Annotated in this window: 17 protein-coding genes; 9 read left to right on the top strand and 8 right to left on the bottom strand. The window is 46.3% G+C overall.

The window, feature by feature from the left end:
- A complete protein-coding gene (gene mukB / locus KHN79_RS08960) occupies positions 1 to 4,464 on the top strand; it encodes a chromosome partition protein MukB (RefSeq protein ID WP_182008885.1) in 4,464 nt (1,487 codons plus the stop codon).
- Between the two features lie 248 nt (positions 4,465 to 4,712).
- On the opposite strand, the gene KHN79_RS08955 is transcribed toward mukB, so the two are convergent.
- Positions 4,713 to 5,756, bottom strand: a complete 1,044-nt coding sequence (locus tag KHN79_RS08955; RefSeq protein ID WP_182008460.1) for an AraC family transcriptional regulator — start codon at positions 5,754 to 5,756, stop codon at positions 4,713 to 4,715.
- Positions 5,757 to 5,922: 166 nt separating this feature from the next.
- Between KHN79_RS08955 and KHN79_RS08950 the strand changes: the two genes are divergently transcribed.
- The 3 genes from KHN79_RS08950 (at position 5,923) to KHN79_RS08940 (ending at position 11,696) form a co-directional block, all read left to right on the top strand.
- Positions 5,923 to 7,404 carry a coniferyl aldehyde dehydrogenase gene (locus tag KHN79_RS08950; RefSeq protein ID WP_182008459.1) on the top strand — a complete coding sequence of 494 codons (1,482 nt, stop codon included), beginning with the start codon at positions 5,923 to 5,925 and terminating at the stop codon, positions 7,402 to 7,404.
- Positions 7,405 to 7,655: 251 nt separating this feature from the next.
- The gene (locus KHN79_RS08945; protein WP_182008458.1) at positions 7,656 to 9,296 is read left to right on the top strand and encodes a GMC family oxidoreductase N-terminal domain-containing protein; all 1,641 of its coding nucleotides are present in this window, start codon (positions 7,656 to 7,658) and stop codon (positions 9,294 to 9,296) included.
- Between the two features lie 768 nt (positions 9,297 to 10,064).
- The gene (locus KHN79_RS08940) at positions 10,065 to 11,696 is read left to right on the top strand and encodes a GMC family oxidoreductase N-terminal domain-containing protein (protein WP_182008457.1); all 1,632 of its coding nucleotides are present in this window, start codon (positions 10,065 to 10,067) and stop codon (positions 11,694 to 11,696) included.
- Positions 11,697 to 11,801: 105 nt separating this feature from the next.
- Here the strand turns inward: KHN79_RS08940 and KHN79_RS08935 are convergent, their stop codons facing one another.
- The 7 genes from KHN79_RS08935 to KHN79_RS08905 all read right to left on the bottom strand — a co-directional run bounded on the left by KHN79_RS08935 (position 11,802) and on the right by KHN79_RS08905 (position 18,434).
- On the bottom strand, positions 11,802 to 11,954 hold the full coding sequence (locus KHN79_RS08935) for a hypothetical protein (protein WP_182008456.1): 153 nt from the start codon (positions 11,952 to 11,954) through the stop codon (positions 11,802 to 11,804).
- A gap of 213 nt (positions 11,955 to 12,167) precedes the next feature.
- Positions 12,168 to 13,136, bottom strand: a complete 969-nt coding sequence (locus KHN79_RS08930; RefSeq protein ID WP_182008455.1) for an alpha-L-glutamate ligase-like protein — start codon at positions 13,134 to 13,136, stop codon at positions 12,168 to 12,170.
- 3 nt (positions 13,137 to 13,139) lie between these two features.
- Positions 13,140 to 14,645: an inactive transglutaminase family protein gene (locus KHN79_RS08925; protein ID WP_182008454.1), complete on the bottom strand. Its 1,506-nt coding sequence runs from the start codon at positions 14,643 to 14,645 to the stop codon at positions 13,140 to 13,142.
- 21 nt (positions 14,646 to 14,666) lie between these two features.
- Positions 14,667 to 15,407 (bottom strand): ATP-dependent zinc protease, encoded by a 741-nt coding sequence (locus KHN79_RS08920; protein ID WP_182008453.1) that lies wholly within the window; start codon positions 15,405 to 15,407, stop codon positions 14,667 to 14,669.
- A 220-nt stretch (positions 15,408 to 15,627) separates the two neighbouring features.
- The gene (gene cmoB, locus KHN79_RS08915) at positions 15,628 to 16,599 is read right to left on the bottom strand and encodes a tRNA 5-methoxyuridine(34)/uridine 5-oxyacetic acid(34) synthase CmoB (RefSeq protein ID WP_182008452.1); all 972 of its coding nucleotides are present in this window, start codon (positions 16,597 to 16,599) and stop codon (positions 15,628 to 15,630) included.
- A gap of 74 nt (positions 16,600 to 16,673) precedes the next feature.
- The gene (gene cmoA, locus KHN79_RS08910) at positions 16,674 to 17,411 is read right to left on the bottom strand and encodes a carboxy-S-adenosyl-L-methionine synthase CmoA (RefSeq protein WP_182008451.1); all 738 of its coding nucleotides are present in this window, start codon (positions 17,409 to 17,411) and stop codon (positions 16,674 to 16,676) included.
- 141 nt (positions 17,412 to 17,552) lie between these two features.
- The gene (locus KHN79_RS08905) at positions 17,553 to 18,434 is read right to left on the bottom strand and encodes a DUF72 domain-containing protein (protein WP_182008450.1); all 882 of its coding nucleotides are present in this window, start codon (positions 18,432 to 18,434) and stop codon (positions 17,553 to 17,555) included.
- Positions 18,435 to 18,705: 271 nt separating this feature from the next.
- On the opposite strand from KHN79_RS08905, the gene aspS reads away from it, so the two are divergent.
- The 5 genes from aspS (at position 18,706) to ruvB (ending at position 24,405) form a co-directional block, all read left to right on the top strand.
- Positions 18,706 to 20,484, top strand: coding sequence for an aspartate--tRNA ligase (gene aspS, locus KHN79_RS08900; protein WP_182008449.1), 1,779 nt, complete (start codon positions 18,706 to 18,708; stop codon positions 20,482 to 20,484).
- 83 nt (positions 20,485 to 20,567) lie between these two features.
- Entirely contained in the window at positions 20,568 to 21,089 is a 522-nt protein-coding gene (gene ruvC / locus KHN79_RS08895) for a crossover junction endodeoxyribonuclease RuvC (protein ID WP_182008448.1), read from the top strand.
- 128 nt (positions 21,090 to 21,217) lie between these two features.
- A complete protein-coding gene (locus KHN79_RS08890) occupies positions 21,218 to 22,669 on the top strand; it encodes a methyl-accepting chemotaxis protein (RefSeq protein ID WP_182008447.1) in 1,452 nt (483 codons plus the stop codon).
- 78 nt (positions 22,670 to 22,747) lie between these two features.
- Positions 22,748 to 23,362 (top strand): Holliday junction branch migration protein RuvA, encoded by a 615-nt coding sequence (gene ruvA / locus KHN79_RS08885; protein ID WP_182008884.1) that lies wholly within the window; start codon positions 22,748 to 22,750, stop codon positions 23,360 to 23,362.
- 38 nt (positions 23,363 to 23,400) lie between these two features.
- The gene (gene ruvB, locus KHN79_RS08880) at positions 23,401 to 24,405 is read left to right on the top strand and encodes a Holliday junction branch migration DNA helicase RuvB (protein ID WP_182008446.1); all 1,005 of its coding nucleotides are present in this window, start codon (positions 23,401 to 23,403) and stop codon (positions 24,403 to 24,405) included.
- The last annotated feature ends 167 nt before the right edge of the window (positions 24,406 to 24,572 follow it).

Below are 24,572 nucleotides of genomic sequence, written 5' to 3'. Positions count from 1 at the left end.
ATGATTGAGCGCGGTAAATATCAATCGCTGACCATGGTCAACTGGAACGGCTTCTTTGCCCGTACATTTGATATTGATGGTCTGGTTACCACTCTCTCTGGTGGTAACGGTGCAGGTAAATCAACCACAATGGCGGCATTTATTACCGCTTTAATCCCTGACCAGACGTTACTTCATTTCCGTAATACCACAGAAGCGGGCAGTAGCCAGTCATCTCGTGACAAAGGACTGTATGGTAAGCTGCAACCGGGCGCGTGTTACGCAGCGCTTGATGTGGTTAACTCACGTAACCAGCGCCTGTTGTTTGCGGTAAAACTGCAGCAAGTGGCGGGTCGTGACAAAAAAGTAGACATCAAACCGTTTGTTATCCAGGGCCTTCCAAGTCATGTTAAACCAACGGATATCTTGGTTGAAAGCGTATCAGCGACGCAGGCTCGTGTACGTCAGATTAATGAAGTCAAAGAGTCGGTTGCTGAATTTGAAGGCGTTCAGTTTAAGGCGTTCTCCTCGGTAGTTGAATACCATGCGCAAATGTTTGAGTTCGGTGTGATCCCGAAGAAACTGCGTAACTCCGGCGACCGTTCAAAATTCTACCGACTGATCGAAGCATCGCTTTACGGCGGCATTTCCAGTGCAATTACCCGCTCGCTGCGTGATTACCTTCTGCCACAAAACGGCGGGGTAAAGAAAGCATTTCAGGATATGGAATCGGCTCTGCGTGAAAACCGTATGACGCTGGAAGCAATCAAAACCACACAAGCTGACCGTGACTTGTTCAAACACTTGATCACTGAGTCTACTAACTACGTAGCTGCTGACTACATGCGTCATGCGAATGACCGTCGTAATAAGCTTGAACAAACGCTGTCACTGCGTTCAGAGTTGTTTGGTTCCCGCGAGACTTTGATTGAACAAAACAATCTGCTTAACCGTGTCCAGGAAGAACTTGAGCTTCTTTTAGACTCTGAGTCTGCATTAGAGCAAGACTATCAAGCAGCTTCGGATCATTTGCAGCTTGTGCAAAATGCGCTGCGTCAGCAAGAGAAAATTGAGCGCTACCAAGAAGATCTTGAAGAGCTCAATGAGCGTCTTGAAGAGCAGATGATGGTCGTTGAAGAAGCGCAAGAACGCGTGATGATGGCCGAAGAGCAGGCGACAGTTTCTGAAGAAGAGGTTGATAGCCTTAAGACTCAACTAGCTGATTACCAACAAGCTCTCGATGTTCAGCAAACTCGCGCACTGCAATATCAACAAGCGGTTCAGGCTCTTGAGAAAGCGAAACAGTTACTTAGTGATGACAGCCTGACAGCAGAATCAGCGCAGGCATTAGTTGCAGAGCTTAAGAGTAAAGAAGCGGAAAGCACCAACGCACTGCTGTCGGTTAAGCACAAGCTCGATATGTCTTCAGCGGCAGCAGAGCAGTTTGAAACGGCGCTTAAGCTAGTACAAAGCATTGCCGGTCGGGTTGAGCGTAAAGATGCGTCTGAACATGCGAAAACTGCGATCGTTAAAGCGCGCGAATCTCAGCAGGTAGCACAGAACGAACAACAATGGCGAGCTCAGCATCGTGATCTTGAGCGGAGCTTAAACCAGCAGCGCCAGGCACGTGAACTGGTAACCGAATACCAGAAACAGTTCCATGTTGAGCTCACGGACGAAATCGCATTCGAGCAGGAACGTGAACGTCACGCAATGCAGATTGAATCGTTAGAAATGACGCAGGAAGAGGTACGTGAACAACGTAGCGAACAGCGCCGTTTAGAGCAGGATTCAGCGGCAGAAATTAATAAGCTTGAAGCGATTGCCCCAACATGGATTGCGGCAAACGATGCACTGGAGAAACTGCGTGAGCAAAGCGGTGCAGAGTTGGAGAACAGCCAGGCTGTAATGAGCCAGATGCAGGTTGTGCTTGAGCAGGAGAAAGAACAGTCTCTGGCTAAAGACAAATTGGCGGAGCGTCGTACCCAGCTAGAGAGCGAAATCGAACGTCTGGCTTCACCGGGTGGTTCGAACGATCCTCGTCTAAAAGGCCTTGCAGATACACTAGGCGGTGTGCTGCTGTCTGAAATCTACGATGATATTACTATTGATGATGCGCCGTACTTTAGTGCTATGTACGGTCCGGCTCGTCATGCAATCGTCGTTTCTGACCTGTCAGATATTGAAGAGAAACTGGTTGAGCTAGATGACTGCCCTGAAGACTTGTACATCATTGAGGGCGACATTGACGCCTTTGATGACAGTTCATTCGATGCCGAAGAGTTAGAAGGCGCAGTATGCGTGCGTATGAACGCGCGTCAAATGCGTTACTCGCGTTTACCTGAAATTCCACTCTTTGGCCGTGCGGCACGTGAGCAGCGTTTGGAGTTATTGCGTAACGAGCGCGAAGAAGTGGTTGAGAAGCACGCCAAAGCAGCATTCGACTCACAGAAGATGCAGCGTTTATACCAAGCGTTCAACCAGTTTGTGGCTCACCACATTCAAGTGGCGTTTGAAGCTGACCCAGAGCAAGCGTTGGCTGATGTGCGTGAAAAACGTAATCAGATCGCACGTGTCCTTGCTGATTTAGAAGCGAAAGAACAGCAACATCGTTCCCAGTTACAAGCCAGCAAGCAAGCTTTGTCATCACTCGACAAATTGGCTCCGAACATGGCTCTGATTGAAGATGACACGCTGCAAGCGCGCTTTGATGAGTTAGAAGAGAAAATTGCCCAGCTGTCAGAAGCCAAAGCATTTTTGAACAACCACGGCAAAACAGTCTCTGAACTTGAGAAGATTGCGTCAGCGCTTGATGCTGACCCAGAACAGTTTGATGCGTTAGAAGCAGAATACCAAGCGGCAGATGAGCAGTTGCAAGAGCTGAAGAAGCAAATCTTTGCTCTGTCGGATCTGGTAGAACGTCGTCACTATTTTGCCTACTCAGATTCTGTTGATCTGCTTAACCAGAGCAGCGAACTGAGCGAGCAGCTAAAAGCCAAGCTGGTTCAGGCAGAGCAAATGCGTACTCGTTCTCGCGAAGAGCTGAAACAAGCACAAGGCCAGATGAACCAGTACAACCAAGTTCTGGCTTCGCTGAAGAGTTCACATCAGGCGAAGCTGGAAACGGTTCAGGAGTTCAAGCAAGAGCTGCAAGAGTTTGGTGTTAACGCTGATGAAGGTGCTGAAGAGCGTGCAATGCGCCGTCGTGACGAGTTGCAAGAGCGTCTGCACACCTCTCGCAGTCGCAAGAGTGAGCACGAACGTACCATCACCTCTACTGAGCTAGAGATGAAAGGTTTGGCAAAACGTCTTAAGAAGGTTCAGAAAGAGTACGTTGAGCTGCGTACCTTCGTCGTTGCAGCGAAAGCAGGTTGGTGCTCGGTGCTACGTTTAGCGCGTGAAAATGACGTTGAACGTCGTCTGCACAAACGTGAACTAGCTTACATGTCAGCCGATGAACTGCGTTCAATGTCAGATAAATCATTGGGCGCACTACGTTTAGCTGTTGCGAACAATGATGATCTGCGTGATGCACTGCGCCTGTCAGAGGATAACTCCCGACCTGAACGTAAGGTTCTGTTCTACATCGCAGTCTATCAGCATCTTCGCGAGCGTATCCGACAGGACATCATTCGCACCGATGATCCGGTAGAAGCGATCGAAGAGATGGAAGTGGAGCTGGCGCGTCTGACTGAAGAGCTGACTCAGCGTGAAAACCGTCTGGCAATCAGTTCTGAGTCGGTAGCGAGCATCATCAAGAAAACCATTCAGCGTGAGCAAAACCGTATTCGTATGCTTAACCAGGGCTTGTCGAATATCTCGTTCGGTCAGGTTAAGGGCGTACGTCTGAACGTGAAGATCCGCGAAAGTCACGAAGTACTGTTAAACGGTCTGTCTACTCAGCAAGAGCAACATAAAGACCTGTTTGAGTCCGCGCGCTTCACCTTCTCAGAAGCGATGGCGAAGCTGTTCCAGCGTGTGAATCCACATATCGATATGGGCCAACGTTCTCCTCAAGTACTGGGCGAAGAGTTGCTGGATTACCGTAACTACCTAGAGCTGAGTGTGGAAGTAAACCGCGGCTCTGATGGTTGGCTACAAGCAGAATCTGGCGCGTTATCAACGGGTGAGGCGATCGGTACTGGTCAGTCAATTCTGTTGATGGTGGTTCAGAGCTGGGAAGAAGAGTCACGCCGTCTGCGTAGTAAAGATATCGTGCCGTGTCGTCTGTTGTTCCTTGACGAGGCAGCCCGTCTGGATGCGAAATCTATTTCAACGCTGTTTGAACTGTGTGACCGTTTGGATATGCAGCTTCTGATTGCTGCTCCAGAGAATATCAGCCCAGAGAAAGGGACTACCTACAAGCTGGTACGTAAGGTGTTTAAAGATCACGAACACGTACACGTTGTTGGTCTGCGAGGTTTTGGTCAAACAGACAAACCAAAGAGCGAAGCTCAGCAAATGATTGAAGAGTTTGAGGCTTAAATTCTAGCTTTTACTTTTCACCGTTAAGTAAAAATGCCCGCTAACGTTAGCGGGCATTTTTTATTCCTAGTCATTCTGGACAGCGACGAAGGAGTGTGATTCAGAATCTACTCTTCGATCGCTTTGTTGCATGGGTAAATCCTTAAATATCTCAGCACGCTTATATTAGATTCCTAGTCTCGCTAAGGCTCGCTGGAATGACTGAACTTTGATATGCAGGTGTTGTTTGTGATGGATCCACATTCTGGTTAGCACGTAGAGCGTTCTTTCGACGTTGACTGTCGGTATTGCTTTGGCGAGCATCCGCTCCATTTACGAAAGGCATGGCGAAAATTGGCACTGTCGGAAAAGCCGACTCGCTCCGATATCTCTTCAATACTGATGTGTGTGGAAGCCAGATAATGACGAGCTAAGTGAAAGCGTACCTGATCAAGAATCTGCTGGTAGCTTGTGTCTTCTGATTTTAGGTGACGGCTTAAAGTTCTTGAAGACATTCCCAGTTCTGCAGATAAGGTTTCAATAGAGGGATAACAGCCGGGACGTTCAACAAATATTTGGGTTATCTTATCTTTTAAGCTTATGTTTCCGCTGACTTTCGCCAGTAGCTCATCACAGGACTTCAGGCACAGTTGTAACGTGCTAGGGTTTGCTGCGGGTAATGGTTCATATACGCTTTTTGCATCAAACTGCCACTCCAGGCAGTCGCTGTCGAACTCGATCTCGCAGTGAAATACCTGCTTATACATCTCGCTGTATTCCGGCTCCGGATAAGGAAAACGAATCACCGTCGTAGGGAAAGGATGCCGCATGACTTCTTCACATAAGTTCTGTATGACAGCAAACCAGTACTCACAGTAGAAAGGCAGTAGTGCTTGCAGGTCTGTCAGTTGCTCAGCACGGAAATAACCTTGGTTATCTTCAATCCACATTCTCTTTTTCAGAACGGGCCCAGCAAGACGCAGATATTTAAATCCCATCACCAGAGCATCAAGCAAAGTGTTACTGCTTAATACGGCATAGCCAAGTACGCCGAAATCACTGAATTTCGCTTCTTGTCCTATCTTTAGTCCTAATCCTTGCTCTTCTGCATGAGCAAGTGCATTGGTAAATACAGCCAGTTTTTGTGCAAGCGTGATGTGCGTTTCTGGGATATAGAGCTGGGAAGCACTGATACCACTGCCTTCAAGTAATACTTCCACGCTTACATCGGGCTCTAAATATCGCTTTAGTAATTGTAGGTCTAGGATGCCAAATGCTTGTTTATCCGGATCGTAAGCTGCGGTGTATTCCATGTTCTTCCTCTCTGTAAACAGACTGATTTTACTGCTTTCTGGCACGTTTTTCTGTGCGCCCAATCCGCAAACTTGTCCGAATATCACCGGTTTTTGTCATTATGCAACCTGTGCTAGATGTAATAAAAATGTTGTAATCTAATAAAAAGTAAAATGGGAAAGAGATATGACTGTACTTGCAACACACGAAGACAATGTGACGTGTAATGAAAACATTAGTGAAGATACTCAAGTAAACAGTGAACTACAGACCTGGTTCGGTGAACTGAAATCAGCCTATCAGGCAGAACCATTGGCGGAATATGAAGTTCGCAAGCAGCGTTTAGTAGCCCTTAAAAAACAACTTTCTCGCTATCAGGATGTGTTAGCACAAGCAATGAGTGAGGACTTTGGTGGACGCTGTCACACTGAGTCGGTCATGGCCGATGTACTGGGCCCTATTTTGGATATTAACCATGTTGTAAGTCACCTGAAAGGCTGGATGAAGCCTAGCAGACGCTCGACTGAGTGGCTATTCAAAGGTAATAAACTTGAGGTGCGATACCAGCCAAAAGGTGTCGTTGGCATCATCTGTCCGTGGAATTTCCCCCTGTATCTTTCTATCGGTCCAATGATCACCGCTTTAGCGGCAGGTAACCGCTGTATGATTAAAATGCCACCGAACTGTCCGTCGACCACCAATCAGCTACGCAAAATGTTAGCGGAGATCTATCCTGAAAATTTGGTACGTGTCGTAGATGGCAATCATCCGGAAGCGATGGAAATATCAAACCTGGCTTTTGATCATCTGGTCTTCACTGGCTCGCCGGCAAGCGGAAAAACCATTATGGCGAATGCAGCGAAAAAACTGACCCCGGTAACGCTTGAACTTGGCGGAAAGTCGCCAGCAATTGTATTTGATGATTACGATATCGATAAAGCCGCGGCACGTATCGCACATGGTAAGAGTTTGAATTCAGGTCAGATATGTATAGCGCCAGACTACGCATTTGTTCCGGAAGAAAAACAGCAAGCGTTTGTTGAGGCGGTACAGAAAGCTTATCAGGCCATGTATAAAAAGATAGAAGGTAATAATGATTACACCTCGCTGGTGGATGACGCTCAGTACCAGCGCTTTCATGCTTTACTCAATGATGCTCGTGATAAAGGAGCCACGATTACTAAGTGTCTGGATGATGGTGAAGGGCGCAAGACACCTTTGTATATTGCCACTAACCTGACTTCTGATATGCGGATCTGCCAGGAAGAGATTTTTGGGCCTCTGCTTCCTGTTCATAGCTATCGTTCAGTGGAAGAGGTCGTTGGTTACATCAATGACAGACCTCGTCCGTTGGCATGTTATCTGTTTAGCAACGATAAGGAACAACGAGAAGTTGTACTTAATCAAACTCATAGCGGTGGCGTTACTATCAATGACTGGGGTTGGCATGCTTTTAATCACTCAGTGCCGTTTGGTGGTGTGGGTAATTCAGGTATAGGCAACTATCATGGAGAGGAAGGGTTCAGAGAACTAAGCCATGCACGCTCTGTCCTAAAAGTACAAGACTGGTTCCCGACTAAGCTTCTTTCGCCGCCGTACGGAAATATGGTGCAAAAGCTACTACTACGATTATTTGTTGGGAAGCCAGATCCAAAATTAAAAAAATAAATCGTGAGTTTTTAGTGGTTGGAAAGGTTGGCCTTCTTTAAATCGGAGGTTACCTGCTTTCCCTGCACTAACTGCCTGCATGGCGCTAAGTAACTAGTGCGCCTTTTTACAATAACGATTCAAAGGATGAAAAATGACGAGAGCAGCGAAAGGATTACGCATTCAGGCGTCGTGTGTTGTTTCGGCGGCGCGGCTAGTGAATGCCGGTGATAGAAGGTTAAAACTCGGTTCTATCGTAGGGGAGATCTTTAATGGACACTTATGATTTTATCGTTGTTGGCGGTGGCTCCGCAGGGTGTGTTTTAGCCTCGCGCTTGTCTGAGGATCCGAATGTCTCTGTTTGCCTGCTTGAGGCTGGGGGTAAGGACAATAGTGTCGTTATACATGCTCCTATCGGCGCGGTGGCTATGATGCCAACCAAACTACATAACTGGGCATTTGAAACTGTACCACAGGCAGGACTTAATGGTCGTAAAGGTTACCAACCGCGAGGTAAGACACTGGGTGGGTCGAGCTCAATCAATGCCATGATGTACTCTAGAGGGAATCGCTATGACTATGACTTATGGGAAAGCCTGGGAAATGAAGGATGGAGCCACGACGACTGTTTACCATACTTCAAAAAAGCCGAAAATAATGAGGTTCATCGCAACGAGTATCATGGTCAGAGCGGGCCTTTAAATGTCGCTGATTTGAGGTCTCCTAGTCAGATTGTCGAACGATATATAGAGGCTTGCGAGTCAATTGGTGTTCCCCGTAGCGCGGATATTAATGGCGCTCAGCAATTCGGCGTCACCTACACTCAGGTTACTCAAAAAAATGGCGAGCGATACAGTGCGGCAAAAGCATATCTGACCCCGAATTTAAGCCGACCAAACCTGACGGTTCTAACCAAAGCCACGACACACAAAGTTTTATTCGAAGGTAAACGTGCTGTTGGCGTGGAATATGGTCAGAAAGGTAAGCGTTTCCAGATCAGGTGTAACCGCGAGGTAATCCTCTCAGCCGGCGCTTTTGGCTCTCCACAAGTTTTGCTGTTGTCTGGAGTGGGTGCGAAGCAAGATTTGGATAAGCATGGCATCAAGCAAGTGCATGAGTTACCGGGAGTCGGTGAGAATTTACAAGATCATATCGACTTAGTTCACACCTATAAATGTCTTGATAAGAAAGAAACCTTTGGTGTGTCACTGAGTATGGCTTTACAGATGAGTAAAGCTTTACCGGAGTGGATAAAAAATCGCAAAGGTAAGATAACCAGTAACTTTGCTGAAGCGATTGGCTTTCTCTACTCTGACGAAGATATTGATATTCCCGATCTCGAGTTTATTTTAGTAGTGGCGATTGTTGACGATCATGCGCGTAAATTTCACGCCAGCCATGGTTATAGCTCGCATGTTACTTTATTGCGGCCAAAGAGTGTTGGCACAGTAAAGCTTAATAGCGCTGACCCTTATGATTCCCCACGGATTGATCCAGCATTTTTCAGTCACCCCGATGACATGGGCATTATGATCAAAGCGTGGAAGAAACAATACCAGATGATGGAAAGCCGGGCGTTTGATGATGTACGTGGCGAAAATCTATATCCGGTTGATGCCAGTGATGATTGGGCTATAGAACAGGACATTCGCAACCGTGCAGATACCCAATATCATCCGGTAGGCACATGTAAAATGGGAACTGCGGATGATCCACTTGCTGTCGTTGATAAGGATTTAGCTGTCTACGGAATAGAAGGGCTTAGAGTGGTTGATGCGTCTATCATGCCAACCTTGATTGGTGGTAACACCAATGCACCGACCATCATGATCGCCGAGAAAATCTCTGACCGGATAAAATTTCTCTACCAGGGTAGTAGTGCACCTGAGACAGTAGTTGCGAAAGCGGGATAAGATTGTAGTACATCAGATATAAAAAAGCCGAGACTGTAGGACAGCAGTCTCGGCTTTTTTAATGGATAGTTTTAGATAGAAATTTGGGTCTGTTGATCTTTTGAGCTGATTTTTGCAGCAGTTTGTGGCGGCGGTAAAGCAGGCTCATCAATCGATGTATATAACAATTGAAGGCAAAGCTGACTACACCTCACTGGTGCAGAAGCTCATGCTACGCTTATTTGTAGGTAAGCCAGATTCAAAATTAAAAATAAATGATTAGTTTCGGTAGTCGGAAAGGCTTGTTTTTTTGATCTCGGATGTTGCCCACTTCGCCACTGGCCATCAGCGCATCAGCAGTGATGCACCTTTATTACAATAACGATTCAAAGGTCGAAACATGGCAAGAATAGCAATATGTTAGTTCGGCGGATGTAGGGTCTGTTGCCCTTTCGCGGTTAAATTTTGTTCGGCTGGGGACGCCTAGTCAAAAGCGTTTTAATTGCGGCGAGTGGCGGACGGCTAGTCGTTTGTAGCCTAGTCATTCTAAGCAAACATCTCTCAACAAAGAGTAAAACGCTTTTAGCGGGGGCGCCCAGCTCGAACCCTTCGGGCAGCATTTATGGCTCCTTTCTCCTGCGTTATCGGCTTATCAAGTAGAATAACTACATTTCAAAGCCTCTGCCTTGTATAAAGAACCCACAAATTGCTGCAAAAATCAGCTCGAAAGGTCAACAGACCCTAGGGGCAGAGTAGTAACACAACGGTGTAGTCGCAAGGGAGGTCGTTATGGAGGTGTATGATTTTATTGTCGTTGGCGGTGGGTCTGCGGGATGTGTTTTAGCTTCGCGTTTATCTGAAGACCCGAATGTTTCTGTGTGTCTGCTTGAGGCTGGTGGTAAAGACAACAGTATCGTTATTCATGCCCCTATCGGTGCAGTAGTTACGATCCCTACACGGCTGTATAACTGGGCATTTGAGACGGTACCACAAGCCGGACTCAATGGTCGTAAAGGTTATCAGCCTCGAGGTAAGACGTTAGGTGGATCTAGTTCCATCAATGCCATGATGTATTCGAGAGGCAATCGCTATGACTATGACTTGTGGGAAAGCCTTGGGAATAAAGGGTGGAGCTATAACGACTGTTTGCCTTATTTCAAAAAAGCAGAAAATAACGAAGTTCATCACAATGAATATCATGGTCAGGGTGGACCTTTAAATGTCGCTGATTTGCGTTCTCCGAGTAAGATTGTCGAACGATATATAGAGGCTTGCGAGTCAATTGGTGTTCCCCGCAGCGCAGATATTAACGGTGCTGACCAGCTCGGTGTTACCTACACTCAGGTGACTCAGAAAAACGGCGAAAGACACAGTGCGGCCAAAGCGTACTTGACTCCTAATTTAAAACGTCCAAACCTGACGGTATTAACCAAAGCCACGACACACAAAGTTCTGTTTGAAGGTAAGCGTGCTATCGGCGTGGAATATGGTCTGAAAGGCGAGAGGTTTCAGATCAGGTGTCATCGTGAAGTTATCCTCTCCGCCGGCGCATTTGGCTCTCCGAAGATCTTACTATTGTCCGGAGTGGGATCGAAGCAAGACCTGGATAAGCATGGCATCACGCAAGTGCATGAGCTGCCTGGAGTAGGTGAGAATTTACAAGATCATATTGACATAGTGCACAGCTATAAATGCTTTGATAAGAAAGAAACCTTTGGTGTGTCACTGAGTATGGCAGCACAGATGTGTAAAGCGTTACCGGAGTGGAAAAAAGAGCGAAAGGGTAAGGTAACCAGTAACTTTGCCGAAGGGATAGCTTTTCTTTGCTCTGATGAAAATATCGATATTCCTGATCTTGAATTTATTCTCGTGGTTGCCATTGTTGGCGATCATGGGCGTAAGTTTAACTGTGGTCATGGCTACAGCTCACATGTCACTTTGTTGAGGCCAAAAAGCGTCGGTTCCGTTAAGCTTAACAGCGCGAACCCTTATGACATCCCTCGTATTGACCCTGCATTTTTTAGTCATCCTGATGACATGGAGGTGATGATCAAAGCGTGGAAAAAACAATATCAGATGATGGAGAGTGAGGCGTTTGATGATGTTCGCGGCGACAATCTTTACCCGGTAGATGCCAGTGATGAACGCGCAATCGAGCAGGACATTCGTAACCGTGCCGATACCCTGTACCATCCTGTAGGTACGTGTAAAATGGGGACTGAGGATGACCCGTTGGCGGTTGTCGATAAGAATTTGAATGTTCGTGGTCTAGAGGGGCTCAGAGTGGTGGATGCGTCTGTCATGCCAACGCTGATCGGCGGTAACACCAATGCGCCGACTATTATGATTGCAGAGAAAATAGCTGACCAAATAAAGTCATATTACAGTGGGCTAACAGAATCAGACATTCCGGTTTATTAAGCCTGGCAATAACAAAGACACAAGACAAAAGCGGATAAAAAAGCCGAGGCTGCAGGACGACAGTCTCGGCTTTTGTGCACTTAGCATTTAGAAAATACCAAAGTGCTATTCCTCTGAAACGTCTTTTGGAATGTCGATCATTTCAGCAAGCTCTTCTAGTGCTTGGATAGAGATCTCTGACAAACGTTGTAAATGCTGGTCTAGAGTTTCGTCGTCTCCAAGTGATGGTTCATTTTTATGTGTATCTTTTTTATACATACCTCAACCTTATGAGTTGAGTAAGGGGGAGTAGTTATCATACTCAATAGGGCGCTCATAAAAGAAACAATCTAGGCGCAAACTGTTATCTTGATCATTGATTAAGGTAAGTGAAAAGCGGATTTAACAAAGAAAGGGGTAAATCCGCTTGAATACGAAATATAAGATAGCAATCATCAAGATGAATACTAGCTGGTAGGGTAGAGGGTATTATCAGAACAGGGGTTTAACACCAAACTGCTCAGCCGCGTATGCGACTCGCTCATGTGGTTTGGGATATTCTGCCGGAGTACCAAGGTTCTCTATGTGCTTTAGGCGTGGAAGCAGACCTGCACCATTTGCGATTTGGATTGCAAGGCCAGGCCGGGCATTGAGCTCTAATACCATTGGCCCTTCTTCTTTGTCCAGTACCATATCGGTACCCATATAGCCTAAGCCTGTCATTTCCCATGCGCTGGAAGCAAGCTCCAACAAGCGTTGCCAATGTGGGACTTGCAGCGTTGAAAGATCTTTTCCGGTATCAGGGTGGTGAGTAACAGGCTGGTCAAACTGCACGGCGCGGATCGCTTTACCCGTAGCAATATCAATACCTACACCAACGGCACCCTGGTGAAGGTTGGCTTTACCATCGGACGCAGCCGTAGAGCAACGCATCATTGCCATTACCGGGTAACCTTTGAATACGATGATACGAACGTCTGGTACACCCTCATAGCTAAAGCCATCAAAGCAGTCGTCGAACTTAATAAGGTTTTCTACAACGGCTACATCGTTTTTTCCGCCCAATGAGAACAAGCCTGCAAGGGCATTACTGATATGACGCTCTACCTCTTCTTTACCAATGGTAGCGCCGGAAGGTTTTGTGTAAACACCATCTTTGTGTGAAGTAACCACTAAGATACCTTTGCCGCCGCTGCCCTGAGCAGGTTTGATTACGAATCCGGGCCAATCTAGTACCATCTTGTGGATAGTTTTTACTTCAGCCTGGTTATGAATCACACCGATTAGCGCAGGTACGGTTGCACCTGCGGCTTGTGCGATTATTTTTGTTTTCAGCTTGTCATCAACTAACGGGTACTTGGAACGATCATTGTAACGGCCAATATAGCTGTGGTTACGCTTGTTCATCCCCATTATGCCTTTATGATGAAGTTTCGCTGGCGTAGTAAAGCGTTCGAACATCGTTTAATCCTCCGCTAGCGGTTTGAAACGACGTAGCTCGGTTAAACGGTAACCTGTGTATGTTCCCAGCAGCAGAATACCTGCAAGAACAATTAGCTGAAGTCCGATAAAGTTAAATGTCAGATGCTGAATGTAAGAGTTGGTCATAGCCAGATAGACCAGAACTGCAGTAAGCAGTGAGCCGCCACCTTGCAGTGCTACTTCTTTAGCGCCTTCTTCCTCCCATAGAATCGACATACGTTCGATAGTCCATGACAAGATAATCATCGGGAAGAAGGTAATAGTCAGGCCTTCCGTTAAGCCAATCTTAAAGGCAACGACGGTAAATACCGAGATGATTAGAATTACGGTGATGATTACCGCGGATATCCTCGCAACTAGTAGTAAGTTAAGCCTCGACAAATAGCTACGGATAATCAAACCGGTACCGACAATAAGCAAGAAGCCGAAAATACCGGTGAATAACTGAGTCTGTACGAAAGCGACAGCGATTAGAACCGGCATGAAGGTACCGGATGTTTTCAGGCCAATGATCACGCGCAGGAACACGACAATAAGTGCGCCGATAGGAATAAGCATGATAGTCTTAAACATGGCTTGTTCTTCTAACGGTAAGCTATGAATCGAGAAATTCAGAAGGCCGTCAGCTTCGATTTTGTTGTTGGTCGCTTCCTGAGGGGTCACTTGCTGTTTGATCATCGAGAAGTGCACCTGGCTGTTTCTGCCACCAACCAAGTCGAGTAACGAGACATTAGATTCGTCCCACACCAGAAGATTCGGTTTAACAGCTTTTTGTTCTGAATTCGGAGAGAACAAAACCCAGTCCTTACCCGACCATACCTGCACCATAGGCTGAATGGTTTGACGACGACGGCCATCTTCCAGCTCGATTACACCCACGATTTTGCTTTGTACACCTGCGGTAAGAAGAATTTTATGCAATGCGTCAGTACGGTCAAAGTCGTTTAGTAACAGTGCCGAGTTTTGGCTATCCGGGTCGTTTAGTGTTTTGATCAGTTCGCGGGCAAACGTGACATTGTCTGCTGAGCGGTTCATTGCTCGTTCAATCAGCGCATTTACGGCTGCCTGTTGTGGGCCTGAAAGCGTTGGAGCCACAATATCATCACTTGGTGGGATTGGCTTGACCTGGGCTTGGGGGTCGACTAAGAATTGTGCTTTGTAGTAGATGGTTTGCGGGCCGCTGGCCTGACGAATCGACCATTCTGCGCGACGTCCTGAGTCAAAATCAATGTACGATACCCCGTAACCTGATGAAGACGCAGATTCACTTATAAGTGTATAGCCGCTTTGTGTGTGAGGCGCAGCTAAAGATGCTCTGACTTCATTTCCGTTCGCATTAAATTCAATACGAGCTTCTACATCCCAAACCTGACGAGTTTCGCCCGGAGTCCACGGCACGCCGTAATTCTGGTGTCTGAAAACACTCAGCGCGATGCCCGCAATCACCAATAAGATGATTGAAAGGTAAAACGGTATTTTTGACGTCATAATCTACCTTATTATTTATTCTTAATTTTTTTCTGTTTGGATGTGACTTCGGCTGACATCGACTAACGCTATGTCTCGGATAAACTCTCTACCTAATAAAATAGGATGGTTCATATGGGAACGATCTGCCAAAGTAAATTGCGCTTTCTCATGTATTTTCCCAACCTTGACCCACAGTTCGACAACGGCTCGTCTAGCAAGGTCGTCTGCAGTAGATTGACGAATTTTCACATAACGCAGTACAGGCGCTTCAATCCAGATTTTTTTCTCTTCTTCAGATTTAGTATTGTCCGCCAGGTGGAAACGGACCCAGTTATCACCATTTCTCTCAAATTCTTGAATATCAATGGCATTGAGCGAGGAAGTCGCAGCGCCGGTGTCGATACGAGCGTCGAAAGTTTGTTTGATAGAATCTATGGTCACTCTCTCAATTGAACCGAGAATGATGTCGTGCGTTGGCGTCGGTTCTGCAGGGGGCGGAGATTGAACGATAATCGGGTCTTTAGGTTTTTTTACTTCAGCCATAGCTTCAATACGAAAGGTATGAAGTTCTCCCTTGAGTTGGTCTAACTCACCTTCTAGGTTACCGATATGACTGGATTGCTCGCTTATCTGCAGTTCCAGAGTCGCAATTCGGTTATTGACGTTCGCTTCTGAGGATTGGATAGCGGCTAGTGTTTCTTGGTGGTACTGTTCGCCTTTGGTAAGTGTGCATCCAGATAACAAGACGATGGCAACAACCGGAGTCAATCGTAATAACATTGAAAACCTTGGAATGGATTAAGTTGTTTGTTTTTTTTAAGTTTATCTTATATCGACAAACCGCCACAAGTAAGAATATTTCTCTGTCTCTTATAGAGTGAGGATTAGTGATAAAAAGCTTAAAAGCAAGGATGCGAGCTGCATCCTTGCAGAGAATGGAAGAGAGGGTAATGTCTTAATAGATACGTTAAGTTAGGAGAATGTCAGAAATCTCAGTTAATTACAGTTTTTTTGCGACTAGAACCGCACGACGAGGCGCTGGATAACCTTCAACTGTTTTGCTTGGGTCGTTAGGATCGAGATAATCTGGCAAAGAGTTATGTGTCATCCAGTCGGTAGTGCGTTGCTCTCCAACCGAGGTAACGTTCTCATCAACAATTCGAACATCTTCAAAACCAACCAGTTCCAACCATACTTTCAGTGCCTTAGCTGACGGGAAGAAGTAAACGTTGCGCATCTGGGCGTAGCGAGAAGTAGGTACAAGTACAGCATTTTCATCGCCTTCAATAACCAAGGTTTCTAAGATGAGCTCACCACCAGATACCAGTTGGTCCTTCAGTTGAATCAGGTGATCCAACGGAGAACGACGGTGATAAAGGACACCCATGCTGAATACAGTATCGAACGCTTCTAGTTTTGGAAGTTGCTCTATCCCCAGGGGCAAAAGGTGCGCACGCTGGTCCCCGCCCATCAGCTTACGAATGGCTTCGAACTGGATAAGAAACAGGTGGGAAGGGTCGATACCAACACAGAGGCGAGCACCTTCACCTAGCATGCGCCACATGTGGTAACCATTGCCACAACCAACATCGAGCACGCTGCGATTTTTCAGTGGTGTGATATGCGGAAGCACACGATCCCACTTCCAGTCACTGCGCCACTCGGTATCGATATGAATACCGTGCACGGTGTATGGGCCTTTTCGCCATGGATGGAAAGTGCGCAATAAGTTCTCTAACTTTTTCAGTTCACCTTCATGGAAAGGGGTGTCATTGCTGATGGTCACAGAGTTCTTGATATCAATCTGATTCGGGGAACCTTCCGGAATCTTATTCAGTGCTTTCAACCAGCGACCAAAGTCACCGTGCTCTGCATTTTGCCAATCCGTTAACTGTTGTGGTAACACATTCAGCCAAGGTTGAAGACGGGTGTCTTGGGCAATCAATTGGTAGAAATTTGCAAAGTTAAACATAGTTAGTTAATCGCTGAGTTGATGGTGTAAAAGTAAAGTGGATTTATGTTTTAACGGTGTTTTAGTCACCAGCTCTATTTAATCGCAAACATAGAGCCGAAGTTAAAGCACTGGAACCAGACGTCATAGCTGGAGAAGCCGATTTTCGCGAAACGCTCTTTGTGGTCTTTCTTAGAATCCGGGCGCATTACATTTTCAATCGCGCTGCGTTTTTGACTTATTTCCAGTTCGCTATAGCCGTTTGCACGTTTAAAGTCGTGGTGAAGGTCAATCAATAGCTCATTAGATACTTCGTCTTCAAACACAAATTTTTCCGACAGAATCAGGATGCCGCCCGGACGCAGCCCTGCGTAAATTTTCTCTAGCAACACATAGCGATCTTCCGGAGAGAGGAACTGTAGTGTGAAGTTCAGAACCACGACCGAAGCGTTATCTATCTCAATATCACGAATGTCTGCTTCAACAACGTTTACAGGCGTGTCGCTACGGTAAGCGTTTACGTGGAGCTTACAGCGTTCGACCATGGCTGGTGAGTTATCAACGGCAATGATCTGGCAGCCTTCTTGTTTGATATGGCGACGCATCGACAGCGTTGCCGCACCTAAAGAGCAGCCAAGATCATAGATATTGCTATGAGGTTTAACAAAGCGTTCAGCCAGCATGCCGATTGCAGAAATAATGTTACTGTAGCCCGGTACTGAGCGCTGAATCATGTCCGGAAAAACTTCCGCTACACGTTCGTCAAAGGTGAAATCCCCAATTTTATCGATTGGAGCCGAAAAAATAGTATCTGGATTGCTCTTAGGGTTCATAACCAAATCTCTGTTTACAAGCTGACGGGGCGATTCGCCTTCAAAAAACTATTAGCCTAGTCTTCAAAAACGTCAGGCATTAAAAAAGGCGCGTATTTTATGAGAAATTTGCGCCACTGTCATGTATTGCTTTGGGTTGCGTCAGAACATCTGCAACTGCGTGTTGCCATCATTGGCAGGGAAGGGCGCTAAATCAGGGAGTGTAATGCGCTTTTGTATATTCTTATACAGATTAGCCGCCAGTTCGGGAGCAATAATATTATCGGCAGTGTGGATCATCACATAGGGCTGCTTACCTTCTTCAATCCACTGCGGCAGTTTACTTAACCACGGATTGAAAAAGTCATAATTCTGTTGCTCTTCGGGATGACCAATAAAGCGAACCATAGGGTGTGATGCAGTCGCAATGGCGTGAACAGGAACTTTGGGTTTTTTCATCTGTGCATCAATAATGGCTTCGTTATTTGGCTTAGCAGCGCTCGTTTTAGCTGAGAACAGGGGGCGGCTGTCCATAATTATTCTGTCGATACCATTTTCTACCAACCATTGATTGAGCGCTCGTTCATCGTCACCTTTGGAGAAAAATGCCATATGACGTACTTCTACGCCAAGTGGAAAGTTAGGTGGAAAGCTGGCGCAAAACTTTTTCAACCTATCGAGATGTTCCGGGCCAAACGCCGCAGGCAATTGGATTGTCCACTGTCCAACACGTTCATGAAGAGGTTCCATGATTTTCATGAAGTCTCGTAACTGCTCATCACAACCTCTGAGCATCTGTTCATGGGTAATAGCTTTAGGCAGTTTAAAAGTAAACTTGAACTTATCGTGTGTTGCTGCCTTCCAGTTTTGTACTGTGTGAATGGTTGGCGTAGCGTAAAACGTAGTATTACCTTCTACCGTGTGGAATACCTGCGCATACTTTTCCAGACGCTCTGCTGGTTTAGTGCCACTGCCATAAAAGCTTTGCTGCCAAAGGTTGTGTGACCACATGGTTAATCCGAGACGAAGGGGTAAATTATCCATTATTCTTCTTTATCTTAAATCCAGCGCTCACTTTACGAGAGTTTTGCTGAAATAGGTAATTTCAAGTTATAATTAGCGCCAATTTTTCGCTTTGATGCGGTTTTGAACAGTTGTTGTTCTAAAAAGCACCAATGAATGATAAAACACACTTAATTGTACGTTGAATAGTCGATTTTCAAAGACTTTCAGCGTATAAATGAATTTTTACTCTGCTTGGCAATGAAGCTGACAGAACGTAGTCAACAATATTTGAGAGATTGGGAATTTCATTATGCGTACCCATTACTGTGGTCACCTGAACAAGTCCCTTGCAGGACAAACTGTAGAACTTTGCGGCTGGGTTAACCGTCGCCGTGATTTAGGCGGTCTTATTTTTATCGATATGCGAGATCGCGAAGGCATCGTTCAGGTAGTTGTAGATCCAGATATGGCAGATGCGTATGAAGTAGCTAACACACTTCGTAATGAATTCTGTATCAAACTTACAGGTGAAGTTCGCGTTCGTCCAGACAGCCAAGTGAACAAAGATATGGCGACAGGTGAAGTTGAGATCCTGGCAAAAGGTCTTGAGATCATCAACCGCAGCGACGTTTTGCCTCTAGACTTCAATCAGAAAAACTCAGAAGAACAGCGTCTAAAGTACCGCTATCTTGATCTGCGTCGCCCTGAAATGAGTGACCGCATCAAGCTACGTGCTAAAGCGTCAAGCTTTGTGCGTCGTTTCCTAGATGACAACGGTTTCCTAGATATCGAAACGCCAGTACTAACTAAAGCAACGCCAGAAGGTGCTCGTGACTACTTGGTACCAAGCCGTGTTCACAAAGGCAGCTTTTACGCGCTTCCTCAGTCACCACAGCTATTCAAACAGCTACTGATGATGTCTGGTTTCGACCGTTACTACCAAATCGTTAAGTGTTTCCGTGACGAAGATTTACGTGCAGACCGTCAACCAGAATTCACTCAGATCGATATCGAAACGTCATTCATGACGGCTGATCAAGTACGTGAAGTAACTGAGAAAATGGTTCGCGATATGTGGCAAGAGCTACTAAACGTAGACTTGGGTCAGTTCCCAGTAATGCCATTTAGCGAAGCGATTCGTCGTTTCGGCTCTGACAAACCTGACTTGCGTAACCCTCTAGAGCTAATGGACGTTGCGGACCTAGTTAAAGACGTAGACTTTAAAGTCTTCTCTGGTCCAGCTAACGACGAGAAAGGCCGCGTTGCAGTTATCCGTGTTCCAGGCGGCGCGTCTCTGACTCGTAAGCAAATCGACGGCTACGCTGAATTCGTAGGTATCTACGGCGCGAAAGGTCTGGCTTGGATGAAGGTTAACGACCGTGCTGCAGGCGTAGAAGGTATTCAGTCTCCAGTGGCTAAGTTCCTAAACGAAGAAGTGATCAACGGCATTCTTGAGCGCACTGAAGCTGAGTCTGGCGACATCATTCTGTTTGGTGCAGACAAAGCAGGCATTGTTGCAGAAGCAATGGGTGCGCTACGTCTGAAACTAGGTAAAGACTTAGAGCTAACAGATGAATCAGCATGGGCACCACTATGGGTTGTTGACTTCCCGATGTTCGAAGAAGATGACGAAGGCAACCTGCACGCGATGCACCACCCATTCACATCGCCTCTAGGTGTTAATGCGGAAGAGCTGAAAGCGAACCCGGCGGCAGCAAACTCAAACGCATACGATATGGTTCTGAACGGCTACGAAGTAGGTGGTGGTTCTGTTCGTATTCACAACGCAGAAATGCAAGCGGCGGTATTCGATATTCTGGGTATCGAGGCAGACGAGCAGCGACTAAAATTCGGCTTCCTGTTGGACGCGCTGAAATTCGGTACGCCTCCACACGCAGGTCTTGCATTCGGTCTTGACCGTCTAGTGATGCTGCTTTGTGGTACTGAAAACATCCGTGATGTTATCGCGTTCCCGAAAACTACCGCAGCAGCGTGTCTATTGACAGACGCTCCAAGCGTTGCAAACCCAGCAGCGCTAGAAGAGCTAGCAGTTGCAGTGACAGTAGCGAAAGAAAAAGACGCAGAGTAAGTGCAAATCTGTTAAAGAAAACTCCCGCATATGCGGGAGTTTTTGTTTTAATGTACACAGATAGTTGTTTAGCAGGAAACTTCATGTCAATAATTTTGGGCATTGACCCCGGTTCTCGCATTACCGGTTACGGTGTCATTCGCCAACAAGGCCGCCATCTGCACTATCTTGGTAGTGGTTGTATTCGTACCTCCGAAAAAGAACTTCCGGGTAGGTTAAAACAAATCTACGCAGGTGTGTCGGAAATCATCACTCAGTTTCAACCGGATGTCTTTGCTATTGAACAAGTCTTTATGGCGAAGAATGCGGACTCTGCTTTGAAGCTGGGTCAGGCACGGGGAAGTGCAATTGTAGCTGCGGTAAATTCAGATTTGCCCGTTTATGAGTACGCTGCGCGTCTGATAAAGCAAGCTGTTGTTGGAACGGGTGGCGCGGATAAAGCTCAGGTTCAGCATATGGTTCAGCAGATGTTAAAACTGCCGGCAAAACCACAAGCCGATGCAGCCGATGCATTGGGTGTGGCGATCTGTCACGCCAATACTAACAAAACGCTGGTGGCTCTGGCTGGAAAGGCGACCAGCGCACGAAAAGGGCGTTACCGTTAATCGTACGATTATAATAAAAGTGAGATATATCAAATACGTTTAGATGTTTGCGTTGTTGTTAATATGTTAAATGTTTATAATGGTTAGACTTTTGACTCTAATAAGAAATCAATCAAGGAAGATTGAACATGAACCCAGCAACGCTGTGGCGCAGTGCATTTTTGCCGCGCGAAACTCAATGGACGAAGGCGCAACAACGTCAAGCAGACATTCTTTACCTGTTTACATTTATTGCTTTTCTAGTCGGGATTTATAGCCTGGTTAAATGGTCCAAACATGGGCACGACAGTCTGATCTTTACCTCAGTAATCCTTATCGCACTCGAATTGCTTTCAGCATTCAGTCTTAAGTGGTTTAAACAGCCTGCATTATCACTCAACCTTGGTTTTGTAGGGATGACGGTTCATGCACTCAACATCGTTTATCAGACTGGCGGGATTGTAGTGTCTACACAAACCTTTTGGTTACCTCTACTTGTTGTTGCCTTCTTTTTGTCAGGTACACGCATGATGGCCATGTCATGGAGTGCAGCCGTGATAGCGGTTTCTGCTGGGATGACTTATCAACATGTATCCGGTTTTAACTTCCCCCAATTAAACCTTTCAGAATCTGCACAGCGAGTAGAGATTTGGTCAGGTACCGTGTTGCCGCTGTTGGTGATATGTATTGCACAAGCCTTTACAGTGAGACAGCGAGACATTGCGATTGACAGCGCTGAGCAAGCTAAAATTGAGAGTGAGTTGGTTGCTCAAAAGGCGACACAAGGTGAACGGTACTTAGCGGAAGTATTAGCGCAAGCGAATCAAAATTCCACCGAACTCAAACAAGTGTCGCAAGTGCTCGATGCGCAATCCTCACAACTGGACAAGCAAGTGACATCGCTCAATCTCAACAGTGAGTCTCAAGCCAGCGCTGCGGAGCAGATGAGCCAGCAAGTGCATCACATGGCAAGTGGGATTGAGGAGTCAAGTAAGTTCGTTGAAGAGCTCCGCGAAAAAAGTGAAGACGTTCATCAACAAGCAGAGAAAAGCTCCGAGCTTTTAGAGCACTCGACCCAAGCGATCGGCCAAATCATTACAAGCCATGAAGAGATTATGAAAGTCGCAGATTTGATTACTTCTGTCGCGGAACAGACGAACTTGCTGGCACTGAATGCGGCAATTGAAGCCGCTCGCGCGGGAGAACATGGCAGAGGCTTCGCCGTTGTTGCCGATCAGGTCCGCGAGCTTTCGGCTAAAAGTAGCCAGTCGGCGGTTGAAATTCGTAATTTGCTTGAACGCAGTGAACAAGAAGTGAAACATGGACAAAGCGTGGTAACTTCAAGTACTGAGCGGATGAATAACATCATTCAACAAGTCACCACTATCTCTCATGATGTGCAAAGCCTATCGAGCATAATGACGACTCAAATGACTGCGTTAAAAGAACTGGCTGAAGCGAGCAGTGAAGTGGCTAATGGTGTGGTAAACACTAAATCTATTGCGGAAACTGTGACTCAATATGGTACCGAGCTGAGTGTTCAAGTGGTCGCGGTACGCAATCTTACCCTGCAGCTTGATCAAGTTGTCTCAAAAATCTAGCCTTTCTGAATAAAGAACTGGATGTCTATCCAGTTCTTTATTATCCTGTCGCAAATTCATTTCCAAAGAGTATTTATCGTGATTGGACGTCTTCGCGGCATCTTGCTTGAAAAGCAACCACCTGAAGTTTTAATAGAAGTTAACGGCATAGGTTATGAAGTACAGATGCCAATGAGTTGTTTTTACGAGCTGCCAAATCTCGGCGAAGAAGCCATCATTTATACTCATTTTGTTGTCCGTGAAGATGCACAGTTACTTTATGGCTTCAACACTGTAAAAGAGCGCGCTTTGTTCCGTGAAGTGATCAAAGCAAACGGTGTTGGTCCTAAACTAGGCTTGGGTATTCTTTCTGGTATGACGGCAAGCCAGTTTGTTACCTGTGTGGAACGTGAAGATGTATCTACACTGGTTAAGCTGCCGGGTGTTGGTAAGAAAACTGCAGAACGTCTGGTTGTTGAAATGAAAGACCGCCTGAAAGGGTGGGGAGCTGGCGACTTATTTACGCCATTTACAGATGCAGCTCCGGCAGACTCGGGTGTCGCGGCTTCAAACAACGCTGAAGATGAAGCAGTCAGCGCGCTTCTTGCTCTTGGTTATAAGCCAACACAAGCATCTAAAGTCGTTGCACAGATAGCTAAACCGGATATGAGCAGCGAGCAGCTGATCCGCGAAGCGCTAAAGTCAATGGTGTAAAGGCAGTCTCAAGGTAACCATTTCCTCAAGGTAACAACATGATTGAAGCCGATCGTTTAATCGCTCCAGAAAATCCGGCGTTTCGTGACGAAGACGTTATCGACCGCGCAATCCGTCCTAAGAAGCTCGAAGATTATCAAGGGCAGGATCACGTACGTGATCAGATGGAAATTTTCATTAAGGCGGCGCAGCTGCGCAGTGAAGCCTTAGACCACCTTCTTATATTTGGTCCTCCGGGGTTAGGTAAAACCACACTTGCTAACATCGTAGCTAATGAGATGGAGGTGAATATCCGAACTACCTCCGGCCCGGTGTTGGAAAAAGCAGGTGACTTAGCGGCGTTGCTGACTAATTTAGAAGAAAACGACGTTCTTTTTATCGATGAGATTCACCGCTTAAGCCCTATGGTTGAAGAGGTGCTTTATCCTGCGATGGAAGACTACCAGCTGGACATTATGATTGGTGAGGGACCGGCTGCCCGTTCAATTAAAATCGATTTACCGCCGTTCACCTTAATTGGTGCAACGACGCGTGCTGGTTCACTGACATCGCCACTTCGAGACCGTTTTGGTATTACTCAGCGCCTTGAGTTTTACAAAATTAAAGATCTCCAGGATATCGTCCAGCGCAGTGCGAACTGTTTGGGCCTTTCTATGGATCCCGAGGGGGCGTTAGAAGTTGCACGTCGTGCCCGAGGTACTCCGCGTATCGCAAACCGTTTACTGCGACGTGTACGGGATTATGCCGAAGTAAAAGGTAATGGTCATATCTGTGCTGACGTGGCAGACAGGGCGCTTAACATGCTTGATGTTGATGCTCAGGGCTTTGACTACATGGACCGTAAACTTCTTTTAGCAATTATGGAGAAGTTTGGTGGAGGACCTGTCGGACTAGACAACATGGCTGCCGCAATTGGTGAAGAGAAAGACACAATAGAAGACGTTCTAGAACCTTATCTCATCCAGCAAGGTTATTTACAACGCACACCGCGCGGAAGAATAGCGACTGATCGTGCTTACCTTCATTTTGGTATTGATAAATAGAACTCAGAGGGCTGGACAAAATGTTCAGCCTTTTTGTTTGGTGATCAATGTCACATTTTTTCAATTTCCTTACAATCCCAAAAAGTAACAGATAAGCGTTGATTGTTAAGTCAATGTACAGCTGCAACTGTTTAATATTTCTTCTGATTACCCTTCATTAACATTCT

The organism is Vibrio sp. B1FLJ16 (genome assembly GCF_905175385.1).
Lineage (GTDB): Bacteria > Pseudomonadota > Gammaproteobacteria > Enterobacterales > Vibrionaceae > Vibrio.
Note: the sequence above shows the minus strand (reverse complement) of the source record. Positions and strands in the feature narration are given on the sequence as shown.

Coding starts and splice junctions, on each gene's coding strand:
- mukB (WP_182008885.1), top strand. CDS start 1: ATGATTGAGCGCGGTAAATATCAATCGCTGACCATGGTCAACTGGAAC.
- KHN79_RS08955 (WP_182008460.1), bottom strand. CDS start 5,756: ATGGAATACACCGCAGCTTACGATCCGGATAAACAAGCATTTGGCATC.
- KHN79_RS08950 (WP_182008459.1), top strand. CDS start 5,923: ATGACTGTACTTGCAACACACGAAGACAATGTGACGTGTAATGAAAAC.
- KHN79_RS08945 (WP_182008458.1), top strand. CDS start 7,656: ATGGACACTTATGATTTTATCGTTGTTGGCGGTGGCTCCGCAGGGTGT.
- KHN79_RS08940 (WP_182008457.1), top strand. CDS start 10,065: ATGGAGGTGTATGATTTTATTGTCGTTGGCGGTGGGTCTGCGGGATGT.
- KHN79_RS08935 (WP_182008456.1), bottom strand. CDS start 11,954: ATGTATAAAAAAGATACACATAAAAATGAACCATCACTTGGAGACGAC.
- KHN79_RS08930 (WP_182008455.1), bottom strand. CDS start 13,136: ATGTTCGAACGCTTTACTACGCCAGCGAAACTTCATCATAAAGGCATA.
- KHN79_RS08925 (WP_182008454.1), bottom strand. CDS start 14,645: ATGACGTCAAAAATACCGTTTTACCTTTCAATCATCTTATTGGTGATT.
- KHN79_RS08920 (WP_182008453.1), bottom strand. CDS start 15,407: ATGTTATTACGATTGACTCCGGTTGTTGCCATCGTCTTGTTATCTGGA.
- cmoB (WP_182008452.1), bottom strand. CDS start 16,599: ATGTTTAACTTTGCAAATTTCTACCAATTGATTGCCCAAGACACCCGT.
- cmoA (WP_182008451.1), bottom strand. CDS start 17,411: ATGAACCCTAAGAGCAATCCAGATACTATTTTTTCGGCTCCAATCGAT.
- KHN79_RS08905 (WP_182008450.1), bottom strand. CDS start 18,434: ATGGATAATTTACCCCTTCGTCTCGGATTAACCATGTGGTCACACAAC.
- aspS (WP_182008449.1), top strand. CDS start 18,706: ATGCGTACCCATTACTGTGGTCACCTGAACAAGTCCCTTGCAGGACAA.
- ruvC (WP_182008448.1), top strand. CDS start 20,568: ATGTCAATAATTTTGGGCATTGACCCCGGTTCTCGCATTACCGGTTAC.
- KHN79_RS08890 (WP_182008447.1), top strand. CDS start 21,218: ATGAACCCAGCAACGCTGTGGCGCAGTGCATTTTTGCCGCGCGAAACT.
- ruvB (WP_182008446.1), top strand. CDS start 23,401: ATGATTGAAGCCGATCGTTTAATCGCTCCAGAAAATCCGGCGTTTCGT.